General features: G+C 63.9%; 20 protein-coding genes and 3 pseudogenes. 15 read left to right on the top strand and 8 right to left on the bottom strand.

The features are described 5' to 3' along the window. Nucleotides 1–131 precede the first annotated feature (131 nt). Both AC5RU7_RS00115 and metE read left to right on the top strand, forming a co-directional pair. The gene (locus AC5RU7_RS00115; RefSeq protein ID WP_494050601.1) at nt 132–1094 is read left to right on the top strand and encodes a methylenetetrahydrofolate reductase; all 963 of its coding nucleotides are present in this window, start codon (nt 132–134) and stop codon (nt 1092–1094) included. Between the two features lie 114 nt (nt 1095–1208). Continuing rightward, the gene (gene metE / locus AC5RU7_RS00110) at nt 1209–3539 is read left to right on the top strand and encodes a 5-methyltetrahydropteroyltriglutamate--homocysteine S-methyltransferase (RefSeq protein ID WP_494050600.1); all 2331 of its coding nucleotides are present in this window, start codon (nt 1209–1211) and stop codon (nt 3537–3539) included. A gap of 128 nt (nt 3540–3667) precedes the next feature. Here the strand turns inward: metE and AC5RU7_RS00105 are convergent, their stop codons facing one another. Both AC5RU7_RS00105 and AC5RU7_RS00100 read right to left on the bottom strand, forming a co-directional pair. Then, nucleotides 3668–4174, bottom strand: coding sequence for a DUF2004 domain-containing protein (locus AC5RU7_RS00105; protein WP_494009368.1), 507 nt, complete (start codon nt 4172–4174; stop codon nt 3668–3670). 45 nt (nt 4175–4219) lie between these two features. Beyond that, complete coding sequence (locus tag AC5RU7_RS00100) at nt 4220–5137, bottom strand: LysR family transcriptional regulator (protein ID WP_494050599.1); 918 nt, start codon at nt 5135–5137, stop codon at nt 4220–4222. 476 nt (nt 5138–5613) lie between these two features. Between AC5RU7_RS00100 and nrdH the strand changes: the two genes are divergently transcribed. The 4 genes from nrdH (at nt 5614) to nrdF (ending at nt 9643) form a co-directional block, all read left to right on the top strand. Further along, complete coding sequence (gene nrdH / locus AC5RU7_RS00095; protein ID WP_013601222.1) at nt 5614–5859, top strand: glutaredoxin-like protein NrdH; 246 nt, start codon at nt 5614–5616, stop codon at nt 5857–5859. A 109-nt stretch (nt 5860–5968) separates the two neighbouring features. Beyond that, entirely contained in the window at nt 5969–6439 is a 471-nt protein-coding gene (nrdI, locus tag AC5RU7_RS00090) for a class Ib ribonucleoside-diphosphate reductase assembly flavoprotein NrdI (protein ID WP_494051325.1), read from the top strand. A 20-nt stretch (nt 6440–6459) separates the two neighbouring features. Next, nucleotides 6460–8580 carry a class 1b ribonucleoside-diphosphate reductase subunit alpha gene (nrdE, locus tag AC5RU7_RS00085; protein WP_494051324.1) on the top strand — a complete coding sequence of 707 codons (2121 nt, stop codon included), beginning with the start codon at nt 6460–6462 and terminating at the stop codon, nt 8578–8580. Between the two features lie 88 nt (nt 8581–8668). Further along, nucleotides 8669–9643 (top strand): class 1b ribonucleoside-diphosphate reductase subunit beta, encoded by a 975-nt coding sequence (nrdF, locus tag AC5RU7_RS00080; protein ID WP_494050598.1) that lies wholly within the window; start codon nt 8669–8671, stop codon nt 9641–9643. A 120-nt stretch (nt 9644–9763) separates the two neighbouring features. On the opposite strand, the gene AC5RU7_RS00075 is transcribed toward nrdF, so the two are convergent. Beyond that, nucleotides 9764–9988, bottom strand: a complete 225-nt coding sequence (locus AC5RU7_RS00075) for a hypothetical protein (RefSeq protein ID WP_494050597.1) — start codon at nt 9986–9988, stop codon at nt 9764–9766. Between the two features lie 111 nt (nt 9989–10099). Here AC5RU7_RS00075 and AC5RU7_RS00070 point away from each other — a divergent pair. The 8 genes and pseudogenes from AC5RU7_RS00070 to AC5RU7_RS00035 form a co-directional block, all read left to right on the top strand. Next, a pseudogene (locus AC5RU7_RS00070) lies at nt 10100–10564 on the top strand (ATP-binding cassette domain-containing protein); the annotation flags it as partial. After that, entirely contained in the window at nt 10557–10799 is a 243-nt protein-coding gene (locus tag AC5RU7_RS00065) for a hypothetical protein (protein ID WP_494051366.1), read from the top strand. The pseudogene AC5RU7_RS00070 and the gene AC5RU7_RS00065, both read left to right, overlap by 8 nt. Further along, nucleotides 10772–11002 carry a hypothetical protein gene (locus AC5RU7_RS00060; protein WP_494051365.1) on the top strand — a complete coding sequence of 77 codons (231 nt, stop codon included), beginning with the start codon at nt 10772–10774 and terminating at the stop codon, nt 11000–11002. Before AC5RU7_RS00065 ends, AC5RU7_RS00060 begins: the two co-directional genes overlap by 28 nt. After that, the gene (locus AC5RU7_RS00055) at nt 10999–11460 is read left to right on the top strand and encodes a hypothetical protein (RefSeq protein ID WP_494050596.1); all 462 of its coding nucleotides are present in this window, start codon (nt 10999–11001) and stop codon (nt 11458–11460) included. The genes AC5RU7_RS00060 and AC5RU7_RS00055 overlap by 4 nt, the downstream gene beginning before the upstream one ends. Continuing rightward, entirely contained in the window at nt 11457–12068 is a 612-nt protein-coding gene (locus AC5RU7_RS00050) for a hypothetical protein (protein ID WP_494050595.1), read from the top strand. Before AC5RU7_RS00055 ends, AC5RU7_RS00050 begins: the two co-directional genes overlap by 4 nt. Next, nucleotides 12065–12700, top strand: a complete 636-nt coding sequence (locus AC5RU7_RS00045; RefSeq protein WP_494050594.1) for a hypothetical protein — start codon at nt 12065–12067, stop codon at nt 12698–12700. Before AC5RU7_RS00050 ends, AC5RU7_RS00045 begins: the two co-directional genes overlap by 4 nt. A gap of 19 nt (nt 12701–12719) precedes the next feature. Beyond that, nucleotides 12720–13109, top strand: a complete 390-nt coding sequence (locus AC5RU7_RS00040) for a hypothetical protein (protein ID WP_494050593.1) — start codon at nt 12720–12722, stop codon at nt 13107–13109. A 79-nt stretch (nt 13110–13188) separates the two neighbouring features. Next, nucleotides 13189–13916: pseudogene (locus AC5RU7_RS00035) on the top strand (PspA/IM30 family protein). A 59-nt stretch (nt 13917–13975) separates the two neighbouring features. On the opposite strand, the gene AC5RU7_RS00030 reads toward AC5RU7_RS00035, so the two are convergent. Continuing rightward, on the bottom strand, nt 13976–14245 hold the full coding sequence (locus tag AC5RU7_RS00030) for a hypothetical protein (protein WP_494050592.1): 270 nt from the start codon (nt 14243–14245) through the stop codon (nt 13976–13978). Next, nucleotides 14246–14761, bottom strand: a complete 516-nt coding sequence (locus AC5RU7_RS00025) for a hypothetical protein (protein WP_494050591.1) — start codon at nt 14759–14761, stop codon at nt 14246–14248. It abuts the gene before it with no gap. Between the two features lie 65 nt (nt 14762–14826). Here AC5RU7_RS00025 and AC5RU7_RS00020 point away from each other — a divergent pair, with 65 nt between their 5' ends. Further along, the gene (locus AC5RU7_RS00020; protein ID WP_494050590.1) at nt 14827–15111 is read left to right on the top strand and encodes a hypothetical protein; all 285 of its coding nucleotides are present in this window, start codon (nt 14827–14829) and stop codon (nt 15109–15111) included. A gap of 73 nt (nt 15112–15184) precedes the next feature. On the opposite strand, the pseudogene AC5RU7_RS00015 reads toward AC5RU7_RS00020, so the two are convergent. The 3 genes and pseudogenes from AC5RU7_RS00015 to AC5RU7_RS00005 all read right to left on the bottom strand — a co-directional run. Continuing rightward, nucleotides 15185–15547 (bottom strand): annotated as a pseudogene (locus tag AC5RU7_RS00015) (AMIN-like domain-containing (lipo)protein); the annotation flags it as partial. 340 nt (nt 15548–15887) lie between these two features. Continuing rightward, the gene (locus tag AC5RU7_RS00010) at nt 15888–16166 is read right to left on the bottom strand and encodes a hypothetical protein (protein WP_494050589.1); all 279 of its coding nucleotides are present in this window, start codon (nt 16164–16166) and stop codon (nt 15888–15890) included. Between the two features lie 572 nt (nt 16167–16738). Further along, the gene (locus AC5RU7_RS00005) at nt 16739–16894 is read right to left on the bottom strand and encodes a hypothetical protein (protein WP_494050588.1); all 156 of its coding nucleotides are present in this window, start codon (nt 16892–16894) and stop codon (nt 16739–16741) included. Nucleotides 16895–17114 lie beyond the last annotated feature (220 nt).

Raw genomic sequence — 17114 nt, 5'->3', positions numbered from 1 at the left:
CTTCATTTCAGGCGCAACAGTCGCGGCTGCGTCCTGCGGAGTTCTCCCGTGTGTTCCCCAAACTCAATTCATTGCCGACTGCCGTCACGTTTGTGGCTGCAGACCTCAATGGCCCAAAGCCAAGGACGCAAATGTCACCACCTAGCCTTATTGAGACACATCCGAATCTATCCGACGCCGCTCCGGTGGCGCTCTCCTACGAGCTGTTCCCGCCCCGTTCGCCGGCAGCCGCAGAGACGCTCTGGACCACCATCCGTGAACTCGAAACCACCGAGCCGGACTATGTCTCCGTCACGTATGGTGCCAGCGGATCCAACCGGGACACCGCCGTCGAGCTCATCAACCGGCTCCTGCTCGAAACCACGCTTCGGCCACTGGCCCACCTGACCTGCGTCGGAAACACGCCGCAGGAACTGGCGGGCGTCATCGGCCAGCTGCTGGACACCGGGGTGCGCGGCATCCTGGCCTTGCGCGGCGACCTGCCGAGCGACGGCCAGCATACGGACGGCTCGCTCCGCTATGCCCAGGACCTGATCGAGCTCATCCGCCGGGTGGAGCAGCGCCGTTCGGCATTACTTTGTGCCGGAAAGATCGCCGTTGGCGTGGCGGCTTACCCTGCGCGCCACCCCGAATCGCCGAGCGAGGAGCACGACGTCGAGGTGCTGCTCGCCAAGCAGCGTTCCGGTGCCGACTTCGCCATCACCCAGGTGTTCTTCCACGCGGATCAGTACGCCGACCTCCTCACCAGGGCTCGCCGGGCCGGGGTCACCATCCCGATCATCCCGGGTGTCATGCCTCTGACCAGCCTCCGCCGGCTCAACCGCCTGGGTGAACTGACCGGCGTGGAACCGGCTCCCGAACTGATGGCCAGGCTGGCGGCGGCCGACAGCGACCTGGAACGACTCCACATAGGCGTCGACGCCACCGTCGACCTTTCCAACGCAGCCCTCGATGCCGGGGCGCCGGGTATCCACATCTACACCTTCAACGAGCACCAAAGCGCGCTGGAGGTGTTGGACAAGCTCGCCCTTCCGCGACGCGGCCGTGCCGGCGTCAGCGCGGCCTCAACGGTCCGCAGCCAGCTCGCCAGCTAACGCAGCACGCTTGCCGGCCTGACAGCTGAACGCTGTCCGCGTCCGGCAGCTCCGCGCTGCCCTCTTTCTCCCTGTGCCTTCGATGCACAGCACTACGAACTTTAGGACTTAGCCGTGACTGAAAAGAACACTCCTTTCCCGTCCGCCTCACTCCTCGGCTACCCCCGCATCGGCCGCCGCCGCGAGCTCAAGAAGGCCATCGAAGCCTACTGGGCCGGCAAGATCGACGCTGCCGCCCTGGACGCCGCAGCCAAGGACATCCAGCTGACCATCGCAAAGCGTCTGCAGGAACTCGGCCTGACCGAGGCCGCAGCCGTCCCCGGCACCTTCTCCTACTACGACCAGGTCCTGGACGCCACCGCACACCTCGGTGCCGTGCCCGCCCGCTTCGGCCAGCTCCTCAACGCCGAGGGCCAGCTCGACATCGACGGTTACTTCACCCTGGCCCGCGGCAACAAGGAGCAGCAGCCGCTGGAAATGACCAAGTGGTTCGACACCAACTACCACTACCTGGTTCCCGAAATCGGTCCGGAGACCAAGTTCACGCTGGCTTCCACCGCCAAGGTGGACGAGTTTGCCCACGCCCTGGCCAACGGCATCGAGACCCGCCCCTACATCGTTGGCCCGGTCACCTACCTGCTGCTGTCCAAGGCCTCCGACGACGCCCCGGCCGGGTTCGCGCCGCTGTCCCGCCTCGAGGACATCCTGCCCGTCTATGTCCAGCTACTGGAGAAGCTCGCTGCCGCCGGTGCCAGCTGGGTCCAGCTGGATGAGCCCGCACTGGTCGTTGACCAGGACACCCCGGCCGCTGAAGTTGAAGCAGGGGTGGCACGGGCCTACGAGGTCCTCACCGCTGCCGCCAACCGCCCCCAGATCCTCGTTTCCACGCCGTACGGTTCCCTGGACAACCAGCTCGGTACCCTCGCGGCGACCAACGTCGAGGCCCTGCACATCGACGTCTTCAAGGGCGCCGTTCCGTCCGAGGCAGCCCTTGCGGGCCTGGGCAACAAGATCTTGGTTGCCGGTGTGGTTGATGGCCACAACATCTGGCGCAACGACCTCGCCGCTTCGGCCGTGAAGCTGGACGCACTGAAGGCTGCCGCCGGCAGGATCGCCGTCTCCACGTCCACCTCCACCCAGCACGTCCCGCACGACGTCGCCGAGGAAACCCAGCTGTCCGAACAGCTCCGCAGCTGGCTGGCGTTCTCCGACCAGAAGGCCGTCGAGGTGAAGACCCTGGCGTCCTACCTGGCGGATCCCGCCTCCGCGAAGGCCGCGATCGACGAGGCAACTGCCGTCATCGCTTCCCGCGCCACCGCCGACGGCGTGCGCCGCGCCGACGTGCGGGTCCGCACCGAAGCCCTGACCGCCGCCGACTTCACCCGCGCCGAGTACGAGGTCCGGGCAGCCGCCCAGGAGGAAGCGCTGGACCTGCCGCCGCTGCCCACCACCACCATCGGCTCCTTCCCGCAGACGTCCGAAATCCGCTCGGCCCGTGCCCGCAACACCAAGGGCGAGCTGAGCGACGAGCAGTACCAGCAGCTCATGAAGGATGAAATCAAGCGCGTGGTGGACCTGCAGGAAGAACTGGGCTACGACGTCCTGGTTCATGGCGAGCCCGAGCGTAACGACATGGTGCAGTACTTCGCGGAAAACCTCGAAGGCTTCGACGTGACGGTGCACGGCTGGGTCCAGTCCTACGGCTCACGCTGCACCCGCCCCTCCATTCTCTGGGGAGACGTCACACGTTCCGCCCCCATCACGGTGGAATGGGCGAAGTACGCACAGTCCCTGACCAGCAAGCCGATGAAGGGCATGCTCACTGGTCCGGTCACCATCCTGGCCTGGTCCTTCGTCCGCGACGACCAGCCGCTGGCGGAGACCGCCAACCAGGTTGGCCTGGCGCTGCGTGACGAGATCGCCGACCTCGAAGCAGCGGGCATCAAGGTCATCCAGGTGGACGAGCCTGCGCTGCGCGAACTCCTTCCGCTGCGCAAGGCCGACCACGCCGACTACCTGAAGTGGTCCGTGGACTCTTTCCGGCTCGCGACCGCGGGCGCCCAAGACGCCACCCAGATCCACACCCACCTCTGCTACTCGGAGTTCGGGGTGATCATCGACGCGATCGACGGCCTCGACGCCGACGTGACGTCCATCGAGGCGGCCCGCTCCCGCATGGAGGTTGTCCACGACCTTGAGTCGCACGGCTTTGGCCGCGGCGTCGGCCCCGGTGTCTACGACATCCACTCGCCGCGCGTACCGGGGGAGCAGGAAGTCACCGAACTGCTCAGCACCGCCGTGAAGCACGTCCCGTCCCGCCAGCTCTGGGTCAACCCTGACTGCGGCCTGAAGACCCGCGGCTACGCCGAGACCGAAGAGTCACTGCGCAACCTGGTCAAGGCAACCCAGACGGTCCGCGCGGAACTGCTGGAATCGGCCAAATAGGGAACTAAGAGAGCCCGCAGAGACTCAAGGTCCGGTGCGCCCAGCGCGCCGGACCTGAGAGGCGGGCGATCGGCCGGCTGGTCACCGAAAGGTGGCCGGCCGGCGTCGTGCTTTAACAAGCAGGTGTTTCAGGACTCCCAGAGGATCTCGTCGTCAACAACACCGTCCTCATCCGCGGAGGCCACCAGGACTTCGTCCGTGAAGTGCTCGCCGAGGGTGAAATCCAAAACGAAGTAGCGTTCGGGCTGGCCGGGGTAGATGCCCACATGCCCCAGTTTCAATGCTTTGAGGAACACGGCGTTGGTGAGCTGGCTGCGTTCCTCCACGCCGAAGACCTTCTGCAGGTGCTCGTCCTTGAGGGCATTGCAGTGGAAATGCAGGTACTCCTGCGGGCTGGTGCCTTCCTGCTCCAGTTCCTCGGCGATCATGTCCCGGACTTCGTCCACCAGTTCCGGCAGGAACCGCAGCCGGTAGTCCACCTTGCGCAGTGCGGCTTCGTCGAAGTGGTCGTGGGCGGTGATGTTCAGGTCGAGTTCCAGCGGATGGCCGCGCAGCTCATGCTTCGCGGCGATGGAGTGGTCCCTGCCGTGGTTGAGCTCTATCTCTCCAAAGTGCTGGCTCGCTACCTTGCTCATAGTCTCAACATAGACCCGAAGAGCAGTGCATTCCAGCATTCAGGCCTAATTCACCGACGCCCGCATCCCGGCCAGGGTCTCGGCCAGCAGGTCGACGAAGAGCTGCACCCGGGCGGTTTTCCTGTCGTTAATCAGCAGCGCGAAGACGTTGCGGGCCAGCCGGATCTCGGGAACGTCCAGGACCACCACGCCGGCAGGCTTGTTCCGCAGCGCGAGCTCGGGCACCAGTGCCGCCCCCAGCCCCGCGGCAGCCATTTCGAGGCTGGCGTGGAAGTCGTCGCTGTGCGCCACCACCCGGGGATGGAGGTTGCAGCCGGCGAAGAGCCGCTCGATCACCATGGCGTCGCTGGTCCCGGGATGGTGCATGATCCACGGCATCTCGGAGAGATGGTCCGCCGCCACCTTCGCGTCCGGCCGGAAACCCCAGCCGGCGGGCAGGACCACCCGGAAATCGTCGTCGCCGATCCATTGCCGGTTGATGGTGGCCGGCCAGGCCACGCCGGTCTGGCCAACCTGGAACACCACGGCAAGGTCCAGGTCGCCGCCGGTGCGCAGCCCCTGAATGGTCTGGCCTGGTTCGGCCACGGACACCCTGAGGTCGATGCCCAGGTTCTTCCACGCCGGATTCTTCAGGATCCGCGGCAGGACATATGTGGCAAGGCTGGGGAAGATTCCCAGCCGGAGCTCCTGGCTGGTGCTGTCCTGGGTCTTGGCGGCGGCAGCCATCAGCGCTTCGATGTCCGTCAGCACCTTGGCTGCGTGCCGGGTCATGACGACGGCGGCTTCCGTGGGAACCACGCTCCGCGCCGAACGCTGGAACAGGACCACCCCGGTGTCCCGCTCCAGGGCGGACATCTGCTGCGATACGGCCGAAGCCGTGTAGCCAAGGGTTGATGCGGCAGCCGCGAACGAGCCCAGCCGCGTGACCTCCATCAGGGTCTTCAGGTGTACCGGATTTACCACCAGCCCACACTACTCCGGGAGCAGCTGGCGAAGAAGCCGCCTCCCCTCTACAGGCAATTGTGCGGCTGCAGCTACTAGGGGTGGTGATGGGGGTCGGGTGCCTCCAGGCGTCAGTACAAGTGGCCGCCATGGCGTGTGCGGTTGGTCACCAAGGGGGTTCCGAAGGTCACTTCGGAGCCCCTTTTCGGCCCTTTCGCAGTCCGGCACGGAGGTCACGACACGCCGTCTTTCGCGCGACACGCTGGGCGTTAATTGTGCCTAACTACTCCACAGGGTGTGGATTCCGTCCGTGAAAAAGCCGTGATTCCGGACATTTTGAAGGGGCCTGCCTGTGGATTAACGGTGCATTAAATGACATACTTGTAATACATCATCTTGGGGTTCCAAAGAGGCGTCTGCACTACATGTAGTATCGACATACAGCTTGGACGGGGACACCGGGCCAGCGACGATTTCGACAAAAGGGGACAGCGACCATGACCGTAACGGTTTACACCAAGCCTGCTTGTGTTCAGTGCAACGCCACCTACCGTGCGCTCGACAAGAAGGGCATCACCTACCAGAGCGTTGACATCTCCCAGGACGCCGAGGCCCTCGAGCGCCTGAAGGCCCTGGGCTACATGCAGGCACCCGTTGTGGTCACCGACCAGGACCACTGGTCAGGCTTCCGCCCGGACAAGATCGAAGAACTGGCCCTCTCGGCCGTTTCCTCCGTGGCCTAGGAGCCCTGCTTTTCCTGCCGGCAACAATCAACCAGCTGAGGTGGCTCCCACGGCAGCACCAACAGCACAGCAAGGCTACACGGCTTCGCAGATCCACGCGGCTCAGCGCGTGGAGGTGTCCCCGCCGGCCCGGCTCCTGAATAGCCCGGAACCAGTCCGGACAGACAGCCAGCTCATCTATTTTTCCTCGGCATCCGAGAACACCAGCCGCTTCGTCTTGAAGCTCGGCCGCGAGGTGGCCCGGATCCCGCTCTACTCCAGGGACGCACCCCTGCTTGCCACCCGGCCGTTCGTGCTGGTGGTGCCCACCTATGGCGGCACCGGGGGAGAGGGGTCCGTCCCAAAGCAGGTCATCCGGTTCCTGAACAACCCGCAGAACAGGCAGCTGCTCCGCGGCGTGATCGGGGCCGGCAACACAAACTTCGGGGACAACTACTGCCTGGCAGCGGACATCATCGCCGCCAAATGCCAGGTACCCCACCTTTATCGATTCGAACTCATGGGAACGCCGGAAGACGTTGCCAGGGTCAACCAGGGATTGGACACGTTTTGGACACGACTGTCGCAGACACAGAAGTAACCAGGGCCAAGAAGCCGGAGTTGCCGGCCGCCTACAAGGGCCTGGGCTATCACGAGCTGAACGCCATGCTGAACCTCTACGGACCCAGCGGCGAAATCCAGTTCGAGGCGGACCGTGAGGCCGCCCACCAATACTTCCTGCAGCACGTTAACAACAACACCGTGTTCTTCCATGACCTGGAGGAGAAGCTCGACTACCTGGTGAAGAACCAGTACTACGAGCGCGAAACACTGGACCAGTACACGATGAACTTCATCCGTGAACTGTTCAACCGTGCCTACAAGAAGAAGTTCCGCTTCGAGACCTTCCTGGGCGCGTTCAAGTTCTACACCTCCTACACGCTGAAGACGTTCGACGGCAAGCGCTACCTGGAGCGCTACGAGGACCGCGTCTGCATGGCGGCCATGCACCTGGCCCGCGGCAACGAGGAACTTGCCACCCGCCTGGTGGATGAAATCATTGACGGCCGCTTCCAGCCCGCAACGCCCACCTTCCTCAACGCCGGCAAGGCGCAGCGTGGCGAACTCGTCTCCTGCTTCCTGCTGCGCATCGAGGACAACATGGAGTCGATCGCCCGCGGCATCAACTCCGCGCTGCAGCTGTCCAAGCGCGGCGGCGGCGTGGCCCTGTCGCTGACCAACATCCGCGAGCACGGCGCGCCGATCAAGCAGATCGAAAACCAGTCCTCCGGCGTCATCCCGGTGATGAAGCTCCTCGAAGACAGCTTCTCCTACGCCAACCAGCTTGGTGCCCGCCAGGGCGCCGGTGCCGTGTACCTGCACGCGCACCACCCGGACATCTACCGGTTCCTGGACACCAAGCGGGAGAACGCGGACGAGAAGATCCGTATCAAGACCCTTTCACTGGGCGTCGTCATTCCGGACATCACGTTCGAGCTGGCCAAGAAGAACGAGGACATGTACCTGTTCTCGCCGTACGACGTCGAACGCGTCTACGGCGTGCCGTTCTCGGACGTCTCGGTCACCGAGAAGTACTACGAGATGGTGGACGATTCCCGGATCAAGAAGACCAAGATCAGCGCCCGCGAGTTCTTCCAGACCCTCGCGGAGATCCAGTTCGAGTCCGGCTACCCGTACATCATGTTCGAGGACACCGTGAACCGGGCCAACCCGATCGCCGGCAAGATCACCATGAGCAACCTCTGCTCGGAGATCCTGCAGGTCTCCACGCCGTCCCTGTACAACGAGGACCTCACGTACCAGACCGTCGGCAAGGACATCTCCTGCAACCTGGGTTCGATGAACATCGCCAAGACCATGGACTCGCCGGACTTTGGTGCCTCCATCGAAACGGCCATCCGCGCGCTCAGTGCTGTGTCGGACATGTCCTACATCAACTCGGTGCCGTCCGTGGCCGAGGGCAATGCGAAGTCCCACGCAATCGGCCTGGGCCAGATGAACCTGCACGGCTACCTGGCGCGGGAGCGGGTCCACTACGGCTCCGAAGAAGGCCTGGACTTCACCAACATCTACTTCTACACGGTGCTGTTCCACGCCCTGCGTGCGTCCAACAGGCTCGCCATCGAGACCGGCCAGAAGTTCGGCGGTTTCGAGAATTCCAAGTACGCGAGCGGTGAGTTCTTCGACAAGTACACCGAGCAGGAATGGCTCCCGGAGACTGAGCGCGTCCGCGATCTGTTCGCCGGCCACCACATCCCTACCCAGGATGACTGGCGCGAGCTGAAGGCTTCCGTCATGGAGCACGGCATCTACAACCAGAATCTGCAGGCTGTCCCGCCCACGGGGTCGATCTCCTACATCAACAACTCGACGTCCTCCATCCACCCGGTGGCCGCCAAGATCGAGATCCGCAAGGAAGGCAAGATCGGCCGCGTCTACTACCCGGCCCCGTACCTCACCAACGACAACCTGGACTACTACCAGGACGCGTACGAGATCGGCTACGAAAAGATCATCGACACCTACGCTGCTGCCACGCAGCACGTGGACCAGGGCCTGTCCCTGACGCTGTTCTTCAAGGACACCGCCACCACCCGCGACATCAACAAGGCCCAGATCTACGCATGGCGCAAGGGCATCAAGACGCTCTACTACATCCGCCTCCGCCAGCTCGCGCTGGAAGGGACCGAGGTTGAGGGTTGCGTCAGCTGCGCACTATGACAACCGTTTTAGGTTGATTACGACGGCGGGCAACCGCCCGCCGTCGTACGCTTTAACTTAGAGAACCACCCAACAATGAGGGGATGACATGACCGAGAAGGTCAAGCTTCTGAGCCACGTCGAGGCCATCAACTGGAACCGCATCCAGGACGACAAGGACGTGGAGGTCTGGAACCGGCTCGTCAACAACTTCTGGCTGCCGGAAAAGGTGCCGCTGTCCAACGACGTCCAGTCCTGGAACACCCTGACGCCGGCCGAGCAGCAGCTCACCATGCGCGTCTTCACCGGCCTGACTCTGCTGGACACCATCCAGGGCACCGTCGGCGCCGTCTCCCTCATCCCCGATGCGCTGACCCCGCACGAGGAAGCCGTTTATACGAACATCGCGTTCATGGAATCGGTGCACGCCAAGAGCTACTCGTCCATCTTCTCCACACTGGCCTCCACCAAGGAGATCGACGAGGCGTTCCGCTGGTCCACCGAGAACGAGAACCTTCAGAAGAAGGCCCAGATCGTCATGGACTACTACCAGGGCGATGACCCCCTGAAGCGCAAGGTGGCCTCCACGCTGCTGGAGAGCTTCCTGTTCTACTCGGGCTTCTACCTGCCCATGTACTGGTCCTCGCGCGCCAAGCTCACGAACACGGCCGACCTGATCCGCCTGATCATCCGCGACGAGGCCGTCCACGGCTACTACATCGGCTACAAGTTCCAGCGCGGACTGGAGACGCTTTCCGAGGAGCGCCGCCAGGAGATTAAGGACTACACGTTCGAGCTGCTCTTCGAGCTGTACGAGAACGAGGTCCAGTACACGCACGACCTCTACGACGGCGTGGGCCTGGCCGAGGACGTCAAGAAGTTCCTGCACTACAACGCCAACAAGGCGCTCATGAACCTGGGCTACGAGGCGATGTTCCCGTCTTCCGTCACCGACGTGAACCCGGCCATCCTCTCGGCCTTGTCCCCGAACGCCGACGAGAACCACGACTTCTTCTCCGGGTCCGGTTCCTCGTACGTGATCGGCAAGGCCGTCAACACCGAAGACGAGGACTGGGACTTCTAAAGTCCGTCCTGTGAGATCGGAAGTGGCGATTCAGGACTGGAAAACCTGTGAGTTGACGACCTAGTTGGCACCACTGACAAGTTAATTGGCGCCGTGACAATCAAATCGGCGCGGCGCCAACTAAGTTTGGAAGGGCTTGACCTGCAGGGACGACATGAGCCCGCTCCTGGCCGCCAGCACCGGGGTGCCATGACGGCCTTTCAGCTGGAGGCTCACAACGCCGAGGTCACCACCCTCACGCAACTGGGCGCGCACGCGGAGTCCCTCGTGCAGGCTCTCTCGACCGTGCTGCAGGGCCAGCTGGCCTTCCAGATGGAGAAGCAGCTCGAAGATTTCCTCGTCCAAAACTTGGCATACACGTCCCTGGCCCTTGGATCGCGCGACGTTTCGTCTGTGAGTATCGGGCTACGCATGCCGGTCATAAATGACGGAGGCGACGGCAGATAGGCTGGGGCCATGACGTTGGGGGACGCGGCGGAGCCGCTTGTGCACATTCAAAACTTCCGGATGGATTTCGGGGACGCCACGGTCATCAAGGACCTGTCCTTCGATGTGAGGGCAGGGGAGACCTTCGGGTTCCTCGGCTCCAACGGTTCCGGGAAGACCACGACACTGCGGGCCCTGCTGGGCATCTACCAGCCAACGGCCGGGACCCTGCGCATCGGCGGGAAGACCTTCGAACCCCGTGACGGTGCCCCCCTCGGGTACCTGCCGGAGGAGCGCGGCCTCTACAAGAAGGAAGCCGTCCTGGACGTGATGGTTTACTTCGGCTGGCTAAAGGGCCTGTCCAATTCAGCGGCCCGGACCTGGTCCCAGGATTACCTGGAGCGGGTCGGCCTGGCCGACAAAGCCACGGCCCGGCTGGACAAGCTCTCCGGCGGCCAGCAGCAGAAGGTCCAACTGGGCGTGACCATTGTCCATCCTGGTCTTCGAGCCCGGGCCCTTCATCATCGGCGCGCTGCTGCTCCTGGGCGGGTTCACCCTGTTCACCGGCGTGCTCGTAGCCATCGGCGCGATCATGCCCACCGCGAAGGAAGCCGGTACCATCTTCGGCCCGCTCATGGCCGCGATGTTCATCCCCTTCTACGCCTACAGCCTGATCATCTCCGACCCGGAATCCCTGATCGTGTGCAGGTCTTCACCTACTTCCCGCTGACCGCACCGGTCACCGCCATGCTCCGCAACGGCTTCGGAACCCTCTCCGGCACGGAGGCCACCATCGTCATCGCCGAACTGTTCATCGTCGGGCTCCTCATCCTCCACCTCGCCGTCCACCTCTTCCGCTACGGCTCCATCGAATACGGCAAGAAGCTCTCTATCGCCGGGACCTTCCGCCGCAAAGAACCCGCCGCCAAATGATGATCCCGCGCAGGCTGCTCGTGCGGGTACTGGGCCTGGTCGCCACTGTCGCCCTCGTCACCGGGTGCTGGCTTGTGGAGCCCTCGCAGCCGCCTGAAAACGTGACGGCAGCGGATGTCACTGGCAGCTGGCACACGGACAACGGAGACGGGAAGAGGACTGACCTTGAGTTACGGCCGGACGGGACGCTCACGTGGTATGGAGTTCCTGACGGCCTCTTCGACGACTTTGCCGAAACAGCGAAACTCCGCTGGGAGAACCGAACCGACCACGTAGGTACGTGGTCGGTGGAGCAATCACTCATGTGGGCTCAGCCAGTGGTCAAGGTCTACTGCCAAATACCCGGAGGTGGACGGGTGTTTGAGCTGACTTTCGAGGGCCGAGGCCCGGACCGCAGACTCCTGTACTGGCTCGGGGACCCGGACATGGCCGACGACCGGCTGAAGTTCCGCCGGTGAGTGGCTGGAAGAGACGCCTTACCCGCCGCGAGGCCTGGGGGATCGGCCTCATCGTCGCTGCGGCTCCGTGCGTCTGGGCGTACCAGGCCATTTATGCGGCATACCGGGCAGCGGTCCGGGAGGGACTGCTCCTCTATATCGGAATTCCCGGGCACTCCATCGCCTCCTGGTTTCTGGTTGTGGCGCTCCTGTCCGGGGCCGTCGGGCTGTCGCTCCTGCTCCCGGCCTTGATCAGCCGGGTCCCCAAGAAGGTCGGCCGGCGCACCATCGGCTGGACCACCGGGGTGGCCGCCGCGGCCTGCGTTCCCTTTTTCGGCGTCTACTTTTTCTTCGCTGTCCTTGGCGCGTTCGGGGTGAGTGACACCGTGAAAGTCACCGCCGCGGACGGGACCTCGGTCCTTGTCACCCAGGATGGGTTCGACGGCGACATCGTCATCATCCACACGGAGCACGACGAGTACCACTACAAGCGGGTCCGGGACGCTCCCGAGATCTCCGGCTGGCCGCGGGTGGAAGATCAGGACTGCAGCTTGGAGACCTCCGGTGGACTTCAACTCACCTGTGGGGCAACCACTGTTCCGGTTGATCAGAAAGGAAGCCCAAAGTGAACCCTATTCACGAAGCGGCGCAGCCGGCCCACCCCCTCGAGTACTGGCTTTCCCCGGAACTCGCCCGAGTCACTCCGACGGAAGCCCCATCACGCCTCCGGCAGCTGGCTGATGCCCAGGGCACTCTGGCGGCGGCCTGGAGTGGCGCGATCGCCGGCGGACCTGTCCTGGCCGTGGCGGGCGTATTCTTCTCAGCCGTATATGGACACCCTGCCGCGGTATTGGTGCTCGGCCCCGTGGGTGTCGCCCTCCTGGTGCATGGCCTGATCGCCTGGAAGCGGGTCCGTGGCAGACTGCCCAATGCGGACAAAGTGCTCATCACACGAGGTCCTGGCAGCGCCCGCGGCGGCATCATCATAGTCGCCGTCCTGTCCGCCGCCATTGGCGCCGGTATGGCCACAACCCTCCCGACCGCCGTGGAGAACGGTACAAGCGTTGCAGTGATCGGAGCGTACCTTCTCATCGTGGCTCTCATGGGCGCGTGCATCGTAGCCCCCGCAACAGTGATGGGCCGGGCCCGGCAGTCCTTCCGTCGGCGGCTCCACACTGACCCGAACGTGCGGAAAGCCGTGGAAGAGGACCTGGCCACCTGGCGTGACCCCCACGGCAACGCCGGGTACGGGCCGCTCTAAGGTGACAGCGTTCAAGGCCATGTCAGAAGCAAAACGGCGATGGATCAGTACGCTCGCCTGGTTCCTGCTTGTCCTCGCTTCGCTGGTCCTGATCGGCTACGGCATATGGCACGCCGGCTGGCACATCTGGCTGCCACGTTCGACGGATCAGGAAGAGGTCTGGGTCGGTAACCGCTACATCTTCGCCGGATGCGCGCTGTCCCTCGCGGCCGCCACCTGGTCACACCTTCGAGGCAGCACCCTCTGGGTGACCGTCTGCGTCGGGCTGCCGGGGATTTTGGTGGGCTGGGCGACGCTGGATTCCCCGTACGACCTGAAGCGCCACGTGGCCGCCGCCGTTGCCTTCCCGCTGGCCCTGGCCGGGATCGCCGAGGTCATCCGTGTGCGCGGCCGCCGGCAGCGGGAGTAGTAGGGCCGAGGGGTGCGGGGTGTGGTCACCGCGCTGCCGTACACATAAAATTTGAATCATTCCCGATAGAAAGACCCCCGTGAAGCAGAGTATTTTCGCCCGCGTTGCCCAGCTCGCCAAGGCCAACCTGAACGCGCTCCTGGATTCCGCGGAAGACCCGCAGAAGATGCTGGACCAGATGGTCCGGGACTACTCGGCGAACATCCGTGAAGCCGAGCAGCCGTTGCACAGACGATCGGCAACCTGCGCATGGCCGAGGACGACCACGCCAGGGCTGTGAACGACGCCAACTCCTGGGGCAACAAGGCCATCGCCGCCTCCCGCAAAGCCGACGAGCTCCGCGCCGCCGGGAACAGTGTGGACGCCGACAAGTTCGATGCCCTCGCCAAGCTCGCCCTTCAGCGCCAGATGACCGCCGAATCCACCGCCAAGGCACAGGCACCCGGCCTGGCGGCGCAGAACGAGGTCGTCGACAAGCTCAAGCAGGGCCTGGACCAGATGCGGGGCAAGCTCAATGAGCTGACCGCCAAGCGGAACCAGCTCGTCAACCGGGCCAGGGTCGCTGCCGCCCAGTCCCAGGTCCACGACGCCCTCAAGTCACTGGATGCCGGAGACCCGACCTCGGCCATCGGCCGGTACGAAGAGAACATCCGCCGCCAGGAAGCCACCGTCCGCGGACAGCAGGAACTCGCCGCCTCATCCCTGGACGCCCAGTTCGCATCCCTGGAAGACCTCGGAGAGCAGACCGAAGTGGAAGCCCGACTCGCCGCACTGAAGTCCATGGACCGGAAGGCCATCGACTACTAGGAACTCATCGCATAAGGCCCTGGCCCCTTACGGTCCGGAGCCTTACGCGTATGGAGTGCTCAACGCACGCGCGTTGCCCGAAACAGCTCTCTCACCCACTCGTAGATGCTGACGAGGATGCACACCAAACCGATGGCCAAAATCAGCACGCCGACCAGTGACAGCAACGTGTAGAGGTCCTCGTTGCTGCGGTACTGCTCCTGGCTGGAACGGCCGCCGAGGGGTTCAAAAAGAACCCACCCGATCGGCAGCATGCCTAGGCCAATCAGGAAAACCCTGGCGTGGGCGTTTCGCAAAAACTTTTTGAGGCGGGCCTCAATGTTGGCCACTTAGCGGCGCTCCAGCCAGCGGGCGTACAGCTCGCCACTGTTCTTAAACAGCCACCCGGAGTAGGCCACGCCGCCGGTGATGCTCAGCTGTGCCGCGGCGATGAGCCCGGTAATGGGGAGCACCTCTGGAGACCTGCCGTTGGGTGTGAACAGGATCAAGGCGGCAGCGATCACGATGGCGCCGGCCACGGAGAATTTAATGACCTTGGGGTTGATTCGGATGCCCTGCTCGACGCGCGGGATGTCGGAGGCAGGCTTCGGGGTCTTTTTGGAGAACCGGACACCCAACGTCACCAGCCAGCCCAGTACTGAGAGCCCTGCACCAAGCAGGAACATGATCGTCCCCGTCTCCGGGTCCTGACCCACGAGTGCACTCAATGCAGCATAGACGGCGCCAGCTATCGCAATGATTGCCCCGTACCCCCAGGCAAAGAAGACCCACACCCGGCGCTGCGCATAGCCAAAAGCCTGTGCGCGCGGATCCATTGCCACCACAGCGGCATCCCCCAATGTCATGCCTCCACGTTAACAGCTGCGCGTCGCTCCGCGGTCCTGTCGGTGCCCGGGAGGACCATGGTCCTATGACGGCTCCAACTGTTGAGGCGGCGATCCACGAACTACTGGATCTCGCCTGGAATGTTGTCTACGACCTGCTTCAGGAGCGGGGCCTGCTCGGTGACGGGTTGGAAGTTCAGGAGTACACCGGGATCCATTCGTGGGTGGAAGACCTCACCCGCTACACCGTGGTTCACTCCCGGGAGGTTGCGGTCCTGTTCGTTGACACCCGGCCGGTGGACGCCATCGTCTTCCACCACGGCCTACTGGGCGCCGACGACCCGAAGAGTTTCTTCCGGCTTCAGATGTAGCCTCTGGACAGCCTGGCCGGACAGAAAAGGTGCCGCACCCCGGGTCAGCGGAGCGCGGCACCTTTCGTGCTCGTCACCAGGAGTGGGCGACGTCCACAATCAGCCGGGAACCGGACCCTGGGCCGTCCAAGGTGAAGACCCGGAAGGGCAGCCGGGCGCGGACGCCCAGGCCGATACTCGTGGAACCTTCGAAACTATTCGCATAGACCACTTGCCGGAATGTCTTGTAGCCGGCCACGTTGGACAGCTCAGCCTTCGCTGCCGGGTTGTAGGTAACGTTGCCGTTCTGGTCGTAGGAGGGTGCGTTCACGACGACCTGCAGGCGTGCGTTGCCGTAGACCGGGATTGTGAACGCGGTGCCGTCCTGGATGATTTCCGGGACGTAGCGGACCGTGTAGCCCTTCGCGGGGCCGTTGAGGTCAACCACCATCCGGTCGGCCGGCCGTGCCGGTATCGGAACTCCTCCGGCTAAGGCATGCGTTCGTCCTCAGGATCGAGACGGACAGGTCGGCCGCGGCGCAGGAGCTCCTTCGCCTTGTGGATGGTGAGCTAACCCGCCGTTCCGCGTCCTCTGGGGGCATTATTCCTCCCGTGCCAAGACCCGGTGATGACCCGTGCCCGGAAGCGGGCTAGGACCACCTGCTGCCCCGAGGATGTGGCGGCGGGTGATGGCGGCCCCGAGCAGGGAAGGCCGCCGCCGTGGGCCGGTTCCAGTGGTTGGGGGAACCGGCCCACGGTCGTCACGCAACACTCCTTCAGCTCTGGCGGGGATCACCTCACTGGGGCGCCGCAGTGTGCCGTTGGGGCAGCCGGATCGGGTCAGAGGGCTGCCTGTCGCGCGGGGTTAGGATCCACGAGCTGTCCTCCGTTGGCCGCGGCCTGCGTCGCCGCAGATTCCCCACCAGCAGGGCGAAAGGCAACAGCAGCAGATACAGGATCCCGGCCGCTATCAGCAACAGTACGAAAAGGATCAGATACGGCAGGTAGATGAGGAAGATGCCGACCAGGACGGCAAGGTATCCGAGGCTGAATCCGAAGATCGTTTCGGCATTCAACGATTGCTCCTAAGGGTTATCCGGAGTGGTGGGTGGTGCTGCTGCCCCGGGCCCGTCGAAGGCTCACCCTCCGAGGGCGGGCAGCGGCACGGTGTCGGTGAAGTCGGGCGCCCCATGGCTTCACGTGGTGGTCCGTTCCTCCCGTTGCGGAAGCGACCCGTGTTGACCCGTTCCGTCTGCGGCGAAGGTGGAGGGCGGCGAAAGCGGTCAGGCCGATCCAGGCAAAGGCCGCACCGATGACAAGGAGCACTGCTGGAAGCGCGTCCACTGCGACTCCTCTCCTAGAACTGAAGGGTTCGGCCGTTTGCCCGGAAGGTGTGGGCTATTGGGCCTGGACGTAAGCCCAGGCTGAACCTTGGAGTTCGTAGGGGAGTGGGTGAGGCCCGCGCCCGCCCTCCAGGGGCAGACTTATGCGGTGTGCTGGGGTAGTTGGCGGCTGTCACAGCGGTCTCCGGCTGAGCTGATGCTGGGCCTGCTGCTGGACTTAGTTGAGGTATAGCGCGGAGGTTGTCCGGAGTCAATAGCGGCAGCCCATGCCCCTGAGCCAGCTCACGGGAACGAGCCCGTCAGCCTCATGCGGCGTCTGATATGTCTGGCATCTCTTCTTCTCGGGCTTCAGCTGGCGGCTGCCGGCGCGCCTTGGTCAAGACAATCAGCAACGTCAGGACGGTCACCATCCCGGCGAGGCCAGTGAGGAGCACCAAGCCGATCGCCATTAGGGGGTGCATGGCGAAAGTCTAGGACTCCGCCACAGGGCGGCCCGGGTGAAACTCCGCAGTGTCAGCGCCGGAATTTGCAGGAGATGGAACCTGCAGTTGGTGCTCACCACACAGAAAGGGTGCGCCCCGTTCTGAACTGGTCCCCGAAAGTTGGACTGGGTAAGTAAGAGCCTAAGCCGCGAGGGCCTGAGCACGGTATTGCACCGGGCTCAGGCCCTCGAGCTTTGTC

The sequence above is a fragment of the Arthrobacter sp. K410C genome, from assembly GCF_059090105.1.
Note: the sequence above shows the minus strand (reverse complement) of the source record. Positions and strands in the feature narration are given on the sequence as shown.

Coding starts and splice junctions, on each gene's coding strand:
- AC5RU7_RS00115 (WP_494050601.1), top strand. CDS start 132: ATGTCACCACCTAGCCTTATTGAGACACATCCGAATCTATCCGACGCC.
- AC5RU7_RS00105 (WP_494009368.1), bottom strand. CDS start 4,174: ATGAGCAAGGTAGCGAGCCAGCACTTTGGAGAGATAGAGCTCAACCAC.
- nrdH (WP_013601222.1), top strand. CDS start 5,614: ATGACCGTAACGGTTTACACCAAGCCTGCTTGTGTTCAGTGCAACGCC.
- nrdF (WP_494050598.1), top strand. CDS start 8,669: ATGACCGAGAAGGTCAAGCTTCTGAGCCACGTCGAGGCCATCAACTGG.
- AC5RU7_RS00055 (WP_494050596.1), top strand. CDS start 10,999: ATGATGATCCCGCGCAGGCTGCTCGTGCGGGTACTGGGCCTGGTCGCC.
- AC5RU7_RS00040 (WP_494050593.1), top strand. CDS start 12,720: ATGTCAGAAGCAAAACGGCGATGGATCAGTACGCTCGCCTGGTTCCTG.
- AC5RU7_RS00025 (WP_494050591.1), bottom strand. CDS start 14,761: ATGACATTGGGGGATGCCGCTGTGGTGGCAATGGATCCGCGCGCACAG.
- AC5RU7_RS00020 (WP_494050590.1), top strand. CDS start 14,827: ATGACGGCTCCAACTGTTGAGGCGGCGATCCACGAACTACTGGATCTC.
- AC5RU7_RS00005 (WP_494050588.1), bottom strand. CDS start 16,894: ATGCACCCCCTAATGGCGATCGGCTTGGTGCTCCTCACTGGCCTCGCC.